The sequence below is a fragment of the Ruegeria intermedia genome (assembly GCF_900129345.1).
GTDB lineage: Bacteria > Pseudomonadota > Alphaproteobacteria > Rhodobacterales > Rhodobacteraceae > Ruegeria > Ruegeria intermedia.
Genome location: NZ_FQVK01000006.1, coordinates 139,756 through 154,728, shown reverse-complemented (window position 1 = coordinate 154,728; position 14,973 = coordinate 139,756). Strand labels below are relative to the sequence as shown.

Here is a 14,973-nt window from a genome sequence, read left to right as displayed (position 1 = left end):
TGGCAGTTTGGTTTGTCGACGAGGGCGTACACCAATGGACAACATCATGGCTTCCACCGTTCCAACCTGGGTCCCCGAGGGCGCGCAGCGCTATCTGGCCCATACCGAAGCGGGGCGGTCGATCCGGGATCTGGCGCGATCGGCCGGATGCCACGCGTCAACCGTTCTCAGGCAGATCCGGCGCATCGAAATGCGGCGCGACGATCCGCTGGTCGATGCGGCCTTGCAATCGCTGGCGGAAACTCACTTCGCCGATCAGAGCCGGCGGCAAGAGGAAGATGACGAACCCAAGCCGTCCGAACCGGCGGCCAAAGACGAAGAGTTCGACCGCGAGGCCCTGCGGGTGCTGCGCCGCCTGTGTGAAACCGGCGCGGTTCTGGCCGTTGCCGAGGACATGGACAAGGCTGTCGTGGTGCGCGACAGCGGAGCAGCCGGCGCGACCCGGACCGCCGTTGTCGATTGCAAGATCGCGCAGGCCCTGGCGTTGAAAGACTGGATCTCGTGCGACAATCCCGGGCGGATCAGCCGCTATCGGATCACGCCGACAGGGCGAACGGCGCTGGGTCAGTTGATCGCCGATGCGGAAAACCGGGCCAGGGCCAGGGCGGAATACGGCATGGCCGAGGCGCCGGCCGCGTTTCAGCATCGCGACGCGACACGACCGAGCTCCGCCCCACGCGCGCGTCGGATCCGCTATACCGCCGCCGAAAGCCCTCTGGTCGCCCTTGCGCGTCGGCGAGACCGGGACGGCAAGCCGTTTCTGGATGAAAGCCTGGTGCGCGCCGGCGAACGGCTGCGGGAAGATTTCGAACTGGCTCAGCTGGGGCCTCAGGTCACGCAGAACTGGGACAGGTTCCTGACCGGCGGCGGGCGCGTCGGGTTCGAGGGCGATGCGCCGGTTGCGCGGGGGTCTTCCGAGGCACGCGACCGCGTGGCCCGCGCGTTGTCGGACCTGGGGTCGGGGCTGAGCGATGTGGCCCTGCGCTGCTGCTGCTATCTGGAAGGGTTGGAGCTGGCCGAAAAACGCATGGGCTGGTCGGCGCGCTCGGGCAAGATCGTTCTGCGCATCGCGCTCCAGCGGCTCAAGCGGCATTATGAAATGCAGGCCGAGAGCGACCGGCGGATCGGGTGATCCGCCGCGCCCTTCATTGGTTTGACTTGCGAAAAATGCGGCGCGTGATAGTCAGGGGTTATGAATTTTACCCTCAGACAGCTGCAATACTTCCGCGCGGTGGCCGAGCAGCGCAACTTTGGCCGGGCGGCGCAGGCGTGTCATGTATCCCAACCGGCGCTGTCGGTGCAGATTCGGGCGTTGGAAGACATCATGGGCGGGCCGCTGTTCGAGCGGCGCGCCCGGGACATTCTGCTGACTCCGTTGGGCCGCGACGCGCTGGACCATGCGCGGCGAATTTTGGGCGCGGCCGAGCGGTTGGACCGGTTCGCGCGCGATCATTCCAGCGGGCACCGCAGCCTATCGGTTGGCCTGATCCCGACCGTCGCGCCTTACCTGCTGCCCGGTGTTCTGGCCGGGTTGCGGTCGGCGGATCTGTCCCTGCGTGTGCAGGTGCGCGAAGCGCGCACCGAACGGTTGCTGTCGATGCTGAAAGCGGGCGAGATCGACGCCGCCGTGCTGGCCCTGCCGGTGGGCGCGCGCGGCCTGGCCGAGGTACCCCTCTTCGAAGATCGCTTTCTGCTGGCTGGCAGCGAGACTCGTCTGAACAGCCTGACCGTCAGCCCAGACGCTCTGCGCCCGATCGACCTGAACGCGGCCCAGCTGATGCTGCTGGAAGACGGGCATTGCCTGACGGATCAGGCCCTTGAAGTGTGCGGGCAGGATCGGACCAGCGCCCATATCAACATGGGCGCGTCGTCCTTGGCCACGCTGTCGCGATTGGTGGCCGAGGGGTTCGGCCTGACCTTGATTCCCGAGTTGGCGGCGCGATCCGAGGCCGATGCCGTGCCGGGGCTGAAACTGCTGCGGTTCGGCGCCCCGGAGCCCGCACGGCAGATCGGCCTCGTACGACGCGACTCGTCAGACGGGGCGGAGTGGTTCGGTCAACTGGCCGAGGTGATCCGGCAGGTCGGTGAAAACATCGTGTCGGAAACCCGAAACTGAAAAGGGCCCGCGCGCGGCGAGCCCTTCGCATGGAGGCTGGGTGAAGGCTCAGGCCATTTCGGGCTGCTGCGCTTCCTCCAGGTGCTTCATCAGGTTCTCGGGCGACGAAACGCCATAGGGGTCCTCGGGGCAGTTGTCCATCAGGCCGGGCTCTTGGAACCACGCCTCGATCACGCCATCGTTGATGATGGCGGCATAGCGCCACGACCGCATGCCAAAGCCCAGATTGGCCTTGTCGACCAGCATGCCCATCTTGCGGGTGAACTCGCCCGACCCGTCGGGAATGACCTTGACGTTCTTCAGCCCCTGATCCTGCGCCCATTTGTTCATGACGAAGCTGTCATTGACCGACATGCAGTAGATCTCGTCGATGCCCTTGGCCTTGAACGCCTCGTAGTTGTTCTCGAACCCCGGCAGCTGGTAGGTCGAGCAGGTGGGCGTGAACGCACCGGGCAGCGAGAACAGGATGACCCGCTTGCCTGCAAAATAGTCGGCCGTGGTCTTGTCTTCCCAGCGGAACGGGTTGGGCCCGTCGATCGAGTCGTCGCGCACGCGGGTGTGGAATGTCACGTCGGGCAGCTTGGCTCCGGTTTTCATGGGGCATCTCCTGTGATTCACATTTGTTCGGCCCGTGGGTTAAAACGATTCCAAACCGGCTTCAACACGGGATGTGCTGCGTTTGCGAATATCCTCTTGTCCGCGGAAATCATGTCGAAATTTGCGTTGATCCCCTAGGAAGTTGCGCTCCTATTCTGCATCTGCGAAACGCCGACGCATGGCAGCTATGCATGGCTGGCGTAATACATCCGACCGGTTTATGTTATGCACCAACCAAATTGACTCAAAGTCAGGAAACCGGCCCCGTGCGCGATCTGAAAATCCCTGAACAACGTCACCCGGAAAAGGCGCATAAGCCCGACAATGCGCAGCCGAAAAAGCCCAACTGGATCCGGGTGAAAGCGCCCGGTGGCAAGGGCTATGCCGACACGCGCCGGATCATGCGCGACAACAACCTGGTCACCGTCTGCGAAGAGGCCGGCTGCCCGAACGTGGGCGAATGCTGGAGCCAGGGCCACGCGACCATGATGATCATGGGCGAGATCTGCACCCGCGGCTGCACCTTCTGCAACATTGCCACCGGGCGCCCCGATGCGCTGGACGCGTTCGAACCGGGCCGGGTGGCACATGCGGTGGAAAAGCTGGGCCTGAACCACGTCGTCATCACCTCGGTCGACCGCGACGACCTGGCCGATGGCGGGGCCGAGCATTTCGCACAGACCATCCGCGCGGTGCGTCACCGCTCGCCCAAGACCACGATCGAGATCCTGACCCCGGATTTCCTGAAATGCGATCCGTCGGTTCTGGAAATCGTGGTTGCGGCCAAGCCGGATGTGTTCAACCACAACCTTGAAACCGTGCCGGGCCTGTACCCCGAGGTGCGCCCGGGCGCGCGCTATTTCCACTCCCTGCGTCTGCTGCAGAGGGTCAAGGAACTGGACCCGTCGATCTTCACCAAGTCGGGCATCATGGTTGGTTTGGGCGAGAACGAACAGCAGGTGCGCCAGGTCATGGACGACATGCGCGCCGCCGATATCGATTTCCTGACCATCGGCCAGTATCTGCAGCCCACGCCGAAACATCACCGCGTGGACCGCTTTGTCACGCCCGAAGAGTTCGCGGCTTATGAAAAAGCCGCCTATGGCAAAGGGTTCCTGATGGTTTCGGCCACGCCGCTGACCCGCTCGTCGTACCATGCGGGCGATGATTTCGCGCGCCTGCGGGCAGCGCGGCAGAAAAAACTGGGGCAGGCGTGACGCCGGAAAAGCTGGCGCAACTGACCGAGTTGCGCCACGCATTGCACCAACGCCCCGAGGTGTCAGGTGAAGAGGCTGAAACCGCCGCCTTCATCGCCGAGCAATTGCGCGGTTTGGCCAGCAGGGTCCTGACCGGGATCGGTGGGCACGGGGTCGGGGCCGTGTTCGACTCGGGCCAGCCGGGGCCGACAGTCGGTATCCGCTGTGAACTGGACGCACTTCCGATTTTGGAAATGCCGGGCAAACCCTGGTGCTCGCAGGTTCTGGGCAAGGGTCATCTGTGCGGGCATGACGGCCACATGACGATGGTGTTGGGCGTGGCGCAGGACCTGGCGCAAACGCCCGTGCCACGCGGTCGGGTCGTGCTGATCTTCCAGCCCGCCGAAGAGACTGGACAGGGCGCGCGCGACTTTCGGAACGACCCGCAATACGCTGAAATACAGCCGGATTTCCTGTTCTCCCTGCACAACCTGCCGGGGCTGGAGCTGGGCGCGGTCGAGCTGTGCTCTGGCCCGGCCAATTGCGCCTCGCGCGGGATGCGGGTGCGGCTGACGGGCAAGACCTCGCACGCGGCGGCCCCGCAGGACGGGCTGTCGCCGGCCTCGGCCATGGCGCTGTTGATACCGACCCTGGCTGCCTTGGGGCCGGGCGGCGAACTGACTGAGGATTACGCGCTGACCACCGTCACCCACGCCCAACTGGGGGCCCCGACATTCGGCGTTGCGCCGGGTGAGGCCGAGATATGGGTCACGCTGCGCACCGTCTCGGACGCACGTATGGAGCAACTGGTCGATCAGGCCGAGGCGCTGGTCCGCAAGGCCGCCGCCGATGAGGGGCTGGGTGTTGAGATCACCTATGACGACGTGTTTGAGGCCTGCGTCAACCACCCCGAGACCGTGCAGATCCTGGCTCAAGCCTGCGCGCAGGCCGGGGTGCAACCGCGCCTGACCACCGTGCCGCAGAGGTTCTCGGAGGATTTCGGGCAGTTCGCCAAGGGGTCGAAAACCGCCATGTTCTGGCTGGGGTCCGGGGTTGACCATCCGCAACTGCACAACCCCGACTATGATTTCCCCGATGCGCTGATCCCTGTCGGCGCGGGTATCTTTCTGGCGGCAATCCGTCAGGTTCTGGACGCGCCGGTCACGGCCTGAGCTTGCGCGGCTGGCTGGTTGCCCATTCGGGCCACCAGCCCATGTATTCAACGCCGGCAATCACCAGGCACAGCACGATCAGGCCCAGCACCAGCTTGACCCGCTGGTCCGAGGGCGGATTGCGCGCCCATCGGGACATTCGCAGAAGGTGGCGCAGGATCATGGGGCCTCGAATCCGCGGCGGGATCAGTCTTGGGTAAAGCGGACCTTGCCGATGAAGGGCAGGTTGCGGTTGCGTTGGGCATAGTCGATGCCATAGCCCACGACGAATTCGTCCGGGATTTCAAAGCCGATCCAATCGGCGCGGAAATCGACCTCGCGGCGGCTGGGTTTGTCCAGCAGAGCAATCGACTTGAGCCGTTTCGGCTGGCGACTGCGCAGCAGGTTGGTGACGTGGTTCAGCGTGTGCCCCGTGTCGACGATATCTTCGACCACCAGCACGTCGCGCCCTTCAATTGCGCCGCGCAAGTCCTTGAGAATGCGAACTTCCCGGCTGCTTTCCATTGAATCGCCATACGAAGACGCCTCGAGAAAATCGACCTCGATCGGCAGGTCCAGTTCGCGCACCAGATCGGCGATGAACACGAAGCTGCCGCGCAGCAGGCCCACGACCACCAACTTGTCGGTATCGCCGAATTCGCGGGTGATTTCGCGGCACAATTCCTCGATCCGTGCCGCGATGGCCTTGGCCGAGATCATCTCATCTATCACATATGCGCGCTGGCTCATGGCTGCCCCCTTGATCTTTGGCGCGCAACATACGACATGACGCGCCATTGTCACGTTCCAAAATGTCCAGGTTGCCATGCCCACTCATTCGGAAACCCGTCACCTGCCATACACCGCGCAGCAGATGTACGATCTGGTTGCGGATGTGGCGAAATACCCCGAGTTTCTGCCCTGGTGTTCGGCCGCGCGGATCCGACGGACCTATGCGGCGGGCGAGGCGCAGGTGATGGAGGCCGATCTGGTGATCTCGTTCAAGGTGTTCCGCGAACGGTTCGGCAGCCGGGTGACGCTGTACCCCGAGCAGAAGAAGATCGACACCGAATACCTGGACGGCCCGTTCAAATACATGAAATCCGACTGGCATTTCGAGGACGCCCCCGAGGGCGGCTGCAACGTGTCCTTCCACGTGGATTTCGAGTTCAAGAACGCCGTGTTGCAGGGCATCATCGGCGTGGTCTTCAATGAGGCGATGCACCGGATCGTGCGCGCCTTCGAACAGCGCGCGGCCAGCCTCTACGGCTGAGGCTTTACCCGGCGCGCTCGCACGTTAGACTGCGCCGCATGACTGAATTTACACGCGCTCTTTCCGAATTCGCCGCCGGCCCGGTCAAGACAACCGCGCAGGCGCGGATCGTGACGTCTCTGTCCGCGCTGGACTGGCTGGCGGTTGGGCGCGCAGGGGTCAACGAGCCGGTCTCGCGCATCCTGCGAGGGACGGTGCTGGACGAAGGCGGGGCCGGACAGGCCACCCTGTTCGGCGGCGGGGCCGCGCAGATGCGCGCGGCGGCTTTGGTCAACGGCACGGTGTCGCATGCGCTGGACTATGATGACACGCATTTCGCCCATATCGGCCACCCCTCGGTGGCGGTCTTTCCCGCCGCGCTGGCCGTGGCCGAATGGCAGGACCAGCCCATCGTCGATTTGCTCGAGGCGGCCTTGGTGGGGATGGAACTGTCCATCCGCATTGGCCTGTGGCTGGGGCGCGGGCATTATCAGATCGGGTTTCACCAGACCGCGACGGCGGGCGCGTTCGGAGCGGCCGTGGCAGCCGCCCGCCTGCTGGGATGCGATGCAGCGGCCATGCGCCGGGTTCTGGGGCTGACCGCGACGCGGGCGGCGGGCCTCAAGGCGCAGTTTGGCACCATGGGCAAGCCCTACAATGCGGGGCAGGCGGCTTCGGTCGGGGTCGAGTCCGCGCTGCTGGTGCAGCGGGGGTTCGTTCCCAATCCCGATGCCCTGACCGGCCCGTTCGGGTTTGGCGCGACCCATCACGGTGCCGATGATACAGCCACGGCTCTGTCGGGACTTGGGGATGAGTGGCTGTTCGAAAGCGTCAGCCACAAGTTCCACGCCTGCTGCCACGGGCTGCACGCCGCGCTCGAGGCGGCGAGGGATCTCGACATCGCCGAACCCGAGGTGGCCGAGATCAAGATCCGCACCCATCCCCGATGGATGAGCGTCTGCAATCAGACCGCGCCGACGACCGGGCTGGGTGCCAAGTTTTCCTATCGGACTGTGATCGCGATGCAGGCGTTGGGATACGATACCGCCCTGCCTGAAAGCTACACGGAAAAGGTCTGCGCCGATCCGCGCCTGCAATCCCTGCGCGACCGGATCACGGTCGAAGCGGATGAAACGCTGTCCGAGACCGAGGCCCGCTTGGCGCTGCTGCGGCGGGACGGGGCGCGGCGCGAGGCAACCCACGATCTGGCTGCGCCGATGGCCTTGTCCGACCGCGAGGACCGGGTCCGTGACAAGGCCGCCAAACTGATCGGCGCGGACGAGGCCGATGCGATCTGGTCGATGCTGCGCACCGGCGGGCGCGCAGCGGATCTGGCGAAACGATTGGTTGACTAGACCACGCGCCAGTGCAGCGGGAAGCCGGGGTCGAACACGGTGACCGGGCCATCGCGTGTTTCGATCTTGTCGGGGTAGGTGACCGGATCGCCCTTCTGCAAGGTGATGGTCTGATCGTTGACGGGCAGCCGGTAGAACCTTGGCCCGTTGACCGAGGTGAACCCTTCCAGCTTGTCCAGCGCACCCGCGCGGTCAAAGACCTCGGCCACCAGAGACATGGTATTCGTGGCGGTGAAACATCCCGCGCAGCCGCAGGACGTCTCTTTGTTGGCGTCCGTATGCGGGGCGCTGTCAGTCCCCAGAAAGAACCGTTCGTCGCCCGAGGTCGCTGCATCGACCAGAGCCTTGCGGTGCTCTTCGCGTTTGGCGACGGGCAGGCAGTAATAGTGCGGCTTGATCCCGCCCACAAGGATGTGGTTGCGGTTGATGATCAGGTGATGCGCGGTGATCGTGGCGCCCAGATCGGTTTCGTTGGCGCGCACATACTCCACGCCGTCACGTGTGGTGATATGCTCCATCACCACACGCAGGCCCGGCGTGGCCTTGCGGATCGGGTCCAGAACGCGGTCGATGAACACCGTCTCGCGGTCGAAGATGTCGATCTCGGCATCGGTAACCTCGCCATGCACGCAGAGCGGCAGGCCGATCTCGGCCATCCGGTCCAGCACGGGGCGCACCTTGTCGAAATCCCGCACGCCCGAGGCCGAGTTGGTCGTGGCCCCTGCCGGGTACAGCTTGACCGCCTTGACCAGACCGCTGGTATGGGCCGCGGCCATGTCGTCGGGGTCGGTATCCTCGGTCAGATACAAGGTCATCAACGGCTCAAAGCTCATGCCTTCGGGCAGGGCGGCCAGGATACGGTCGCGATAGGACGCGGCCTGAGCGCCGGTGACCACCGGGGGCACAAGGTTGGGCATGATGATGGCCCGAGCGAAATGGCGGGCGGTTTCGGGCAGGACGGCCTGCAGCATGGCGCCATCGCGCAGATGCAGGTGCCAGTCATCGGGGCGGCGGAGCGTCAGAGTATCGGTCATGGCGCCGGGCTAGCACAGGCAGGCCGCACGGGAAAGTGACAACAAACCTTGCCAAGCGACCAGATTGCCGCAAGTCCCGGAAAGATCACGGTCTTGACGCGCAGCGGCAGCCATGACCTGTTGTGCCAAGGGAGATTGAGACACATGAGCCAGCCAGATTCCATCGATGCCGTTCAGAAGATGCTGGGCGAGCAGGGCTATGTCTGTGGCCGTGCGTTGGCCACTGTGGTGTTCCTGTCGCTGAGACTGGGCCGGCCGCTGTTTCTGGAAGGTGAAGCGGGCGTCGGCAAGACCGAGATCGCCAAGGCCCTGGCCTCTGGACTTGGCCGCCGCCTGATCCGGCTTCAATGCTATGAGGGGCTCGATGCGTCCTCGGCCGTCTATGAATGGAACTTTCCCGCCCAGATGGTGGCCATCCGCACCGCCGAGGCGGTCGGCGGATCCGACCGGAAGGGCCTGCAGGAGGAGTTGTTCAGCGGCGACTACCTGATCCGCCGCCCATTGCTTGAAGCGATGGAGCCCGACCCGGCTGGCCCGCCGGTGCTGCTGATCGACGAACTGGACCGCACCGACGAACCGTTCGAGGCCTTCCTGCTGGAGGCGCTGAGCGATTTCCAGGTGACAATCCCCGAGATCGGCACGATCAAGGCGCCCGAACCGCCCATCGTCATCGTCACGTCGAACCGCACGCGCGAGGTGCATGACGCGCTCAAGCGCCGCTGCCTGTACCACTGGGTCGACTACCCCGATTTCGACCGCGAGTTGGAGATCCTGCATGCCCGCGCGCCCGAGGCCGCCGAGGCGCTGAGCCGCGAGGTGGTGGCCTTTGTCCAGCATCTGCGCACCGAGGATCTGTTCAAGAAACCCGGCGTGGCCGAGACCATCGACTGGGCGAAATGCCTGCTGGCGCTGGACGTGATCAACCTCAGCCCCGAGGTGATCGGCGACACGCTGGGCGCGATCCTGAAATACCAGGACGACATCCAGAAACTGCAGGGCTCCGAGGCCAAGCGCATTCTGGATCAGGCCAAAGCCACGCTCGAACCGGTCTGATGACGTCGCGGCGCCAAAACACTCCGGGGGCCTAGCGATGGCCGAACAGCTTCCGCTGGAAATTCCGGCCGATCCGAAACTGGCGCAGAATATCACCCATTTCGCGCGCGCCTTGCGCAAGGCGGGACTGCCGATCGGCCCCGGCCGCGTGGTCGACGCCATCCGCGCGGTGCAGGCGGCGGGCTTCACCCGCAAGCAGGATTTCTATTGGACCCTGCACGCCTGTTTCGTGAACCGGCCCGAGCATCGCACGGTATTCGCCCAGATCTTCCGTCTGTACTGGCGCGATCCGCGGTATCTTGAGCACATGATGTCGATGATGCTGCCGGCCATTCGCGGCGTTCAGGAGGAACGCATGGCCGAGGCGGGCGAAAAACGCGCGGCCGAGGCCCTTCTGGACGGGGTCGAGCGGGACGAACCAAAAGGCGCCGAGCAAGAAGGCGAAAGCGAAATCGAGATTGACGCCACGCAGACCGCCTCGTCCGAGGAACGGCTGCGGTCGCTGGATTTCGAACAGATGAGCACCGCGGAAACCGCGCAGGCCAAGCGCATTCTGGCGCGGTTGCAACTGCCTGTGGACCCGATCGCCTCGCGCCGGGGTCAGGCCAGCCATCTGGGCCAGCGGATCGACCGGGCGCGCACCTTGCGTGCGGCCATGCGTCAGGGCGGCGAAATGCGACAGATCGCGCTGGTCAAACCGAAGCCGCGCTGGCCCAACCTGATCGCGCTGTGTGACATCTCGGGGTCGATGAGCCAGTACAGCCGGATCATCCTGCACTTCCTGCACACGGTCTCGAACGCCAAGGGGGCCGGCTGGGCCAAGGTGCATGCGTTCACCTTCGGCACGCGGCTGACGAACATCACGCGGCACCTGCATCAGCGCGACGTCGATGCCGCGCTGGCCGCCGCCGGGGCCGAGGCGCAGGATTGGGAGGGCGGCACGCGCATCGGCGAATGCCTGCACCAGTTCAACCGGGACTGGTCGCGCCGGGTGATGGGGCAGGGGGCCGTGGTGCTGCTGATCACCGACGGGCTGGAGCGGGGCGACCCCGATCTGCTGGAAAAAGAGATCGAACGCCTGCACCTGTCGGCCCGCCGGCTGATCTGGTTGAACCCGCTGCTGCGCTGGGACGGGTTCGCGCCCAAGGCCCAAGGCGTCGCCACCATGCTGCCGCATGTGGACAGCTTTCGCGCCGGGCATTCGATTGCATCGCTCGAGGATCTGGCCGCCGTGATTTCACGACCCGACGATCACGGAGAGAAAGCGCGCCTGATGGCGGCTTTGTCACAGTAGCTACTGCATCAGTTTCTCATTGCATTCGCGCGCCATTTCCATGGCCTTGTAGGTGCCGGTCAGATCGACGGTGAAGCCAAAGGACTTCTCGGGGAACACGATCATCACCTTCTGGCGCGCCAGATCATCGGCGAATTGCGGATCGTCCGACAGGACGTAGCCGCCCGAATAGCCCTTGGTGATGTTGCCCTTCATGCCGGTCGCCTCGCCGACATACAGGTTGTCGCCCAGCAGGATCGCGACGCCTTCCTTCTCGCCGCGTTTGATGTCGGTTTCGGCCTTGGTGAAGACACCGACATATCCCACGCCGCGATCTTCGGTCAGGCCCATCTGAACTACGTTCTCGGCGTCGTCCACGGCCTCGATCAGGCAGGATTTCTTGTCGTTGTCGATGAAGACCTTCCAGCCCTCGACCTCGCCGTATTTTTCGAATGTGTCTGCCCAGACGGGGGCTGCCGCGGCAAGCGCCGCGAAAAATGATGCGGAAATGTATTTCAACATGATCGTCTCCAAATCTCGAAAATCAGGGGTGCCGCATTGCGGCGTCGCGAGGGTAGAGCGGCGGCCCGCGTGAATCAACCGAAGGTTCCCCGGCCATTTGATCCAAATCATGCGGGAAATGGAATATTTAAGATATGAGGGAAATGGAATGTGAGAATCCTTAGGAGAAAATGCCATGCCAATGACCTGGAAAACGGGCGGAGTTCTGCTCGGCCTTGTGTTCTTTTTGGCGATCTTGCTGGTCAAGCCGATCGGCGTGTCAACGCAGTTCGTCATTCTGGACGGCATCATCGCCGATGCCGTCAACCCGGATCTCGTGACCGCAACCGATGACGGTTTTACCTCGACCAACGCCTATCTGGCGAAATCCGGGGGCAAATACGCCAAATCGGTCGGGAACCCGCTGAATTATTCCTTTGTCTTCGTCCTTGCGATGATGCTGGGCGGGTTTATTTCCGCCATGGCCCGGGGCGGCATCGACGCCCGGGACCACAAGGTCCCCGCATTGTGGCGGGCCAATTACGGTGACGACCCCGTGAAACGCTATCTGGTCGCCTTTCTGGGCGGGTTCATCGTGTTGTATGGCGCACGACTGGCCGGAGGCTGCACGTCCGGGCACATGATGTCGGGCATGATGCAGACGGCCGTCAGCGGGTACATCTTCGCCGCCGGCGCCTTTGCCGCCGCGATCACCGTTTCGATCCTGATGTTCAAGAAGGAGGCCTGAGCCATGATGTCGATCATACTTGCAATTGCCATCGGGGCCGCCTTCGGCGCGGTTCTTGATCGGATCGGCGCGTCGAACCCGACCGTCATCAACAAGATGCTGAACCTGACGGATCTGCGACTGGCCAAGGCGATCATGCTGGCCATCGGGCTTGGGTCGGTTCTGATGTTCACCGGTCAGATGATCGGGCTGGTCGATGTGGGGCACATGTCGGTCAAGGCGGCCTATGCCGGCGTCTTCCTGGGCGGGCTGCTGCTGGGGGGCGGCTGGGCCATGGCGGGCTATTGCCCCGGTACGGGCGTGGTGGCAGCGGCCTCGGGGCGCAAGGACGCGCTGTTCTTCGTGGCCGGCGGTCTGCTGGGCGCCGCGGCCTACATGGTGACCTATCCGATGTGGAAGGCCAGCGGTCTGCTCGACCCGATCTGGGGCGGAAAGGTGACGCTGGGCGTCGTTCCCGGTTCGGGCTATGACGGGGTTACCAACCTTCCGGGAGACATCCTGGGCATCGTCCTGGGGCTGGCGTTCATCGCCATTGCCTTTGCGCTGCCGGAACGGTTGCTGGGCCAACCCTCGGGGCAGGCGCATCCGGCCGAGTGACGGCCCTCTGCCCACATCCCTGACAACCCGGCGCACGGTGAAGCGCCGGGTTGCTTTTCATCCCGCAAAACCTGCTTATGTAGAAGCGGATCAGGCGGGAGGCTTCGATGGACAGATTTGACAACAGCCCGGAAACGGCTCTGGCGTGGTTCCGCAAGGGGCGTGGCGCCGCGTTGGCCACCGTCGTCGAAACCTGGGGCAGCGCGCCGCGGCGGGTGGGGGCCCAGCTGGTCATCGGCGGCGACGGCCGGATCGAAGGCTCGGTCTCGGGCGGCTGTGTCGAAGGCGCGGTGATCGTCGAGGCGCTTGAGGCCATGCAGGAGGGCGAAGCGCGCCTGTTGGAATTCGGCGTCAGCGACGAGGATGCCTTTGCCGTCGGGCTGGCCTGCGGCGGCACGATCCGGGTTCTGGTCGAGCCGGTGGGCTCGGTCCTGCCCGAACCGATGCTGGCCGAACTGGTGGCGGCGCGGGCGCGGCGCGAGGCGCTGGCCTATGAGGTCAATGTCGAGACGGGACACCGGGCGCTGCGGCGCAACGCCTATGCGGACCGGCTGCGCATGGATCGATCAGGGTTCGAGGAAGACGGCCAGACCTTCGTGGCCGTACACAACCCGCCCTTGCGGCTGATCGTGGTGGGCGCGGTCCATATCGCGCAGGCGCTGGTGCCGATGGCGCGGATTGCAGGCTATGACCCGATCATCATCGACCCGCGCGAGGCGTTTGCGTCCAAATCCCGTTTTCCCGGTGAAAAGCTGCTGACCGACTGGCCGGACGAGGCCGTGGCCAGCATCGGACTGGATGCGCGTACGGCGGTGGTTCTGCTGACCCACGACCCCAAGCTGGATGATCCGGCCCTGCAGGCCGCGCTGAATTCAGACGTGTTCTATATCGGCGCTCTGGGGTCGTCGCGTACCCATGCCAAACGGGTGCAGCGGATGACCGAGGCGGGTTTTTCGGCAACGCAGTTGCAGCGCATCCACGGGCCGATCGGTCTGGATATCGGCGCGGCCGGACCGGCCGAGATTGCCGTTGCGATCATCGCGCAGATGACGGCGGTGCTGCGGGGCAAGGCATGAAATTCGGCCCTGTACCGGTTGCGGACGCGAAGGGCGCGATCCTTGCGCATTCGGTCATGGCAGGCACCAAAAAGCTGCGCAAGGGATTGGTGCTGGACGACACGCATGTCGCCCTGTTGGCCGAGGCGGGCGTGTCCGAGGTGGTGGTCGCGCGGCTGGAACCCGGCGACTGTCACGAGGACGAAGCCGCGCGCCAGTTGGCTGCGGCACTGGCCCCGGATCCGAAAGGGGCCAACCTGTGCGTGACCGAGCCGTTCACGGGGCGCGTCAACCTGATTGCGGATCAAGCTGGCGTAGCCGTTCTGGACGTTGAGGCTCTGCTGGCGTTCAATCAGGTCAACCCGATGATCACGGTGGCCACCGTTCCTCAGCATCAGCAGATGGGTGCGGGTGGCATGGTGGCAACGATCAAGGTCATTTCCTACGCTGTGCCGCTGGCGGACGTTCAGCAAGCGGCAAAGCTGGCAAAGGGGGCCATTCGCCTGGCGCCGCCGATATTTGGCAGCGCCGGGTTGGTGGTGACCGACATTCCCGGCGGGCCGCCGAACGACAAGGGCATCGCCGCGATGCGCGGCCGGGTCGAGGCCCTGGGGCTGAGCCTGGACGACGTGCAGATCGTTCCGCACGCGGTCGACGCTCTGGCGCAGGCATTGTCCCGGATGAACGTCGATATCGTCATGGTCCTGACCGGCTCGGCAACGTCCGATGTCGCGGACGTGGCGCCGCAGGCCGTTCTACGCGCGGGAGGGCAGGTGGATCGTTTCGGCATGCCGGTTGATCCGGGCAACCTGCTGTTTCTCGGGGCTTTGGGCAAACGGCCGGTCATCGGGTTGCCGGGATGCGCACGTTCGCCCGCCTTGAACGGGGCCGACTGGGTGCTGTCGCGGGTCGCCTGCGGTATTCCGACGACCGGTGCCGATATCGCGGCGATGGGCGTCGGTGGTCTGCTCAAGGAAATCCCGACCCGTCCGCAACCCCGCGCGAAACGCAAAGTGACGTAACGGCAGTTTCGCCCCGCTGGCGA

17 protein-coding genes are annotated in these 14,973 nt (G+C 64.6%); 12 read left to right on the top strand and 5 right to left on the bottom strand.

Annotated features, from left to right (window positions below; all coding sequences use genetic code 11):
- Positions 1-34: 34 nt before the first annotated feature.
- Together F3H26_RS06605 and F3H26_RS06600 are read left to right on the top strand one after the other, a co-directional pair.
- Complete coding sequence (locus tag F3H26_RS06605) at positions 35-1,132, top strand: DUF6456 domain-containing protein (RefSeq protein WP_149775259.1); 1,098 nt, start codon at positions 35-37, stop codon at positions 1,130-1,132.
- Between the two features lie 60 nt (positions 1,133-1,192).
- Positions 1,193-2,116 carry a LysR substrate-binding domain-containing protein gene (locus F3H26_RS06600; RefSeq protein WP_149775258.1) on the top strand — a complete coding sequence of 308 codons (924 nt, stop codon included), beginning with the start codon at positions 1,193-1,195 and terminating at the stop codon, positions 2,114-2,116.
- Between the two features lie 48 nt (positions 2,117-2,164).
- Here the strand turns inward: F3H26_RS06600 and F3H26_RS06595 are convergent, their stop codons facing one another.
- On the bottom strand, positions 2,165-2,713 hold the full coding sequence (locus F3H26_RS06595; RefSeq protein WP_149775257.1) for a peroxiredoxin: 549 nt from the start codon (positions 2,711-2,713) through the stop codon (positions 2,165-2,167).
- A gap of 266 nt (positions 2,714-2,979) precedes the next feature.
- On the opposite strand from F3H26_RS06595, the gene lipA reads away from it, so the two are divergent.
- Both lipA and F3H26_RS06585 read left to right on the top strand, forming a co-directional pair.
- Positions 2,980-3,930, top strand: coding sequence for a lipoyl synthase (gene lipA / locus F3H26_RS06590; protein ID WP_149775256.1), 951 nt, complete (start codon positions 2,980-2,982; stop codon positions 3,928-3,930).
- Positions 3,927-5,081, top strand: a complete 1,155-nt coding sequence (locus F3H26_RS06585) for an amidohydrolase (protein ID WP_149775255.1) — start codon at positions 3,927-3,929, stop codon at positions 5,079-5,081. Before lipA ends, F3H26_RS06585 begins: the two co-directional genes overlap by 4 nt.
- Here F3H26_RS06585 and F3H26_RS19420 read toward each other — a convergent pair.
- Both F3H26_RS19420 and hpt read right to left on the bottom strand, forming a co-directional pair.
- Positions 5,071-5,220, bottom strand: coding sequence for a hypothetical protein (locus tag F3H26_RS19420; protein ID WP_165615114.1), 150 nt, complete (start codon positions 5,218-5,220; stop codon positions 5,071-5,073). The two genes, F3H26_RS06585 and F3H26_RS19420, sit on opposite strands and share 11 nt — an antisense overlap.
- A 47-nt stretch (positions 5,221-5,267) precedes the next feature.
- On the bottom strand, positions 5,268-5,810 hold the full coding sequence (hpt, locus tag F3H26_RS06580; protein ID WP_149775254.1) for a hypoxanthine phosphoribosyltransferase: 543 nt from the start codon (positions 5,808-5,810) through the stop codon (positions 5,268-5,270).
- Positions 5,811-5,886: 76 nt separating this feature from the next.
- Here hpt and F3H26_RS06575 point away from each other — a divergent pair, with 76 nt between their 5' ends.
- Together F3H26_RS06575 and F3H26_RS06570 are read left to right on the top strand one after the other, a co-directional pair.
- The gene (locus tag F3H26_RS06575; RefSeq protein ID WP_149775253.1) at positions 5,887-6,333 is read left to right on the top strand and encodes a type II toxin-antitoxin system RatA family toxin; all 447 of its coding nucleotides are present in this window, start codon (positions 5,887-5,889) and stop codon (positions 6,331-6,333) included.
- Positions 6,334-6,371: 38 nt separating this feature from the next.
- Positions 6,372-7,667 carry an MmgE/PrpD family protein gene (locus F3H26_RS06570; RefSeq protein ID WP_149775252.1) on the top strand — a complete coding sequence of 432 codons (1,296 nt, stop codon included), beginning with the start codon at positions 6,372-6,374 and terminating at the stop codon, positions 7,665-7,667.
- Here F3H26_RS06570 and pyrC read toward each other — a convergent pair.
- Positions 7,664-8,701, bottom strand: coding sequence for a dihydroorotase (pyrC, locus tag F3H26_RS06565; protein WP_149775251.1), 1,038 nt, complete (start codon positions 8,699-8,701; stop codon positions 7,664-7,666). The genes F3H26_RS06570 and pyrC overlap by 4 nt on opposite strands.
- Positions 8,702-8,845: 144 nt before the next feature.
- On the opposite strand from pyrC, the gene F3H26_RS06560 reads away from it, so the two are divergent.
- Together F3H26_RS06560 and F3H26_RS06555 are read left to right on the top strand one after the other, a co-directional pair.
- A complete protein-coding gene (locus F3H26_RS06560) occupies positions 8,846-9,754 on the top strand; it encodes an AAA family ATPase (protein WP_073279503.1) in 909 nt (302 codons plus the stop codon).
- Positions 9,755-9,791: 37 nt separating this feature from the next.
- Positions 9,792-11,048, top strand: coding sequence for a vWA domain-containing protein (locus tag F3H26_RS06555; protein WP_149775250.1), 1,257 nt, complete (start codon positions 9,792-9,794; stop codon positions 11,046-11,048).
- On the opposite strand, the gene F3H26_RS06550 is transcribed toward F3H26_RS06555, so the two are convergent.
- Entirely contained in the window at positions 11,049-11,549 is a 501-nt protein-coding gene (locus tag F3H26_RS06550; RefSeq protein ID WP_149775249.1) for a hypothetical protein, read from the bottom strand.
- Between the two features lie 181 nt (positions 11,550-11,730).
- Between F3H26_RS06550 and F3H26_RS06545 the strand changes: the two genes are divergently transcribed.
- The 4 genes from F3H26_RS06545 to F3H26_RS06530 all read left to right on the top strand — a co-directional run bounded on the left by F3H26_RS06545 (position 11,731) and on the right by F3H26_RS06530 (position 14,950).
- Positions 11,731-12,276, top strand: a complete 546-nt coding sequence (locus tag F3H26_RS06545) for a YeeE/YedE thiosulfate transporter family protein (protein ID WP_223162452.1) — start codon at positions 11,731-11,733, stop codon at positions 12,274-12,276.
- 3 nt (positions 12,277-12,279) lie between these two features.
- Entirely contained in the window at positions 12,280-12,873 is a 594-nt protein-coding gene (locus F3H26_RS06540) for a YeeE/YedE thiosulfate transporter family protein (protein ID WP_149775247.1), read from the top strand.
- Positions 12,874-12,980: 107 nt separating this feature from the next.
- The gene (locus F3H26_RS06535; RefSeq protein ID WP_149775246.1) at positions 12,981-13,949 is read left to right on the top strand and encodes an XdhC family protein; all 969 of its coding nucleotides are present in this window, start codon (positions 12,981-12,983) and stop codon (positions 13,947-13,949) included.
- The gene (locus F3H26_RS06530) at positions 13,946-14,950 is read left to right on the top strand and encodes a molybdopterin-binding protein (protein WP_149775245.1); all 1,005 of its coding nucleotides are present in this window, start codon (positions 13,946-13,948) and stop codon (positions 14,948-14,950) included. Before F3H26_RS06535 ends, F3H26_RS06530 begins: the two co-directional genes overlap by 4 nt.
- Positions 14,951-14,973 lie beyond the last annotated feature (23 nt).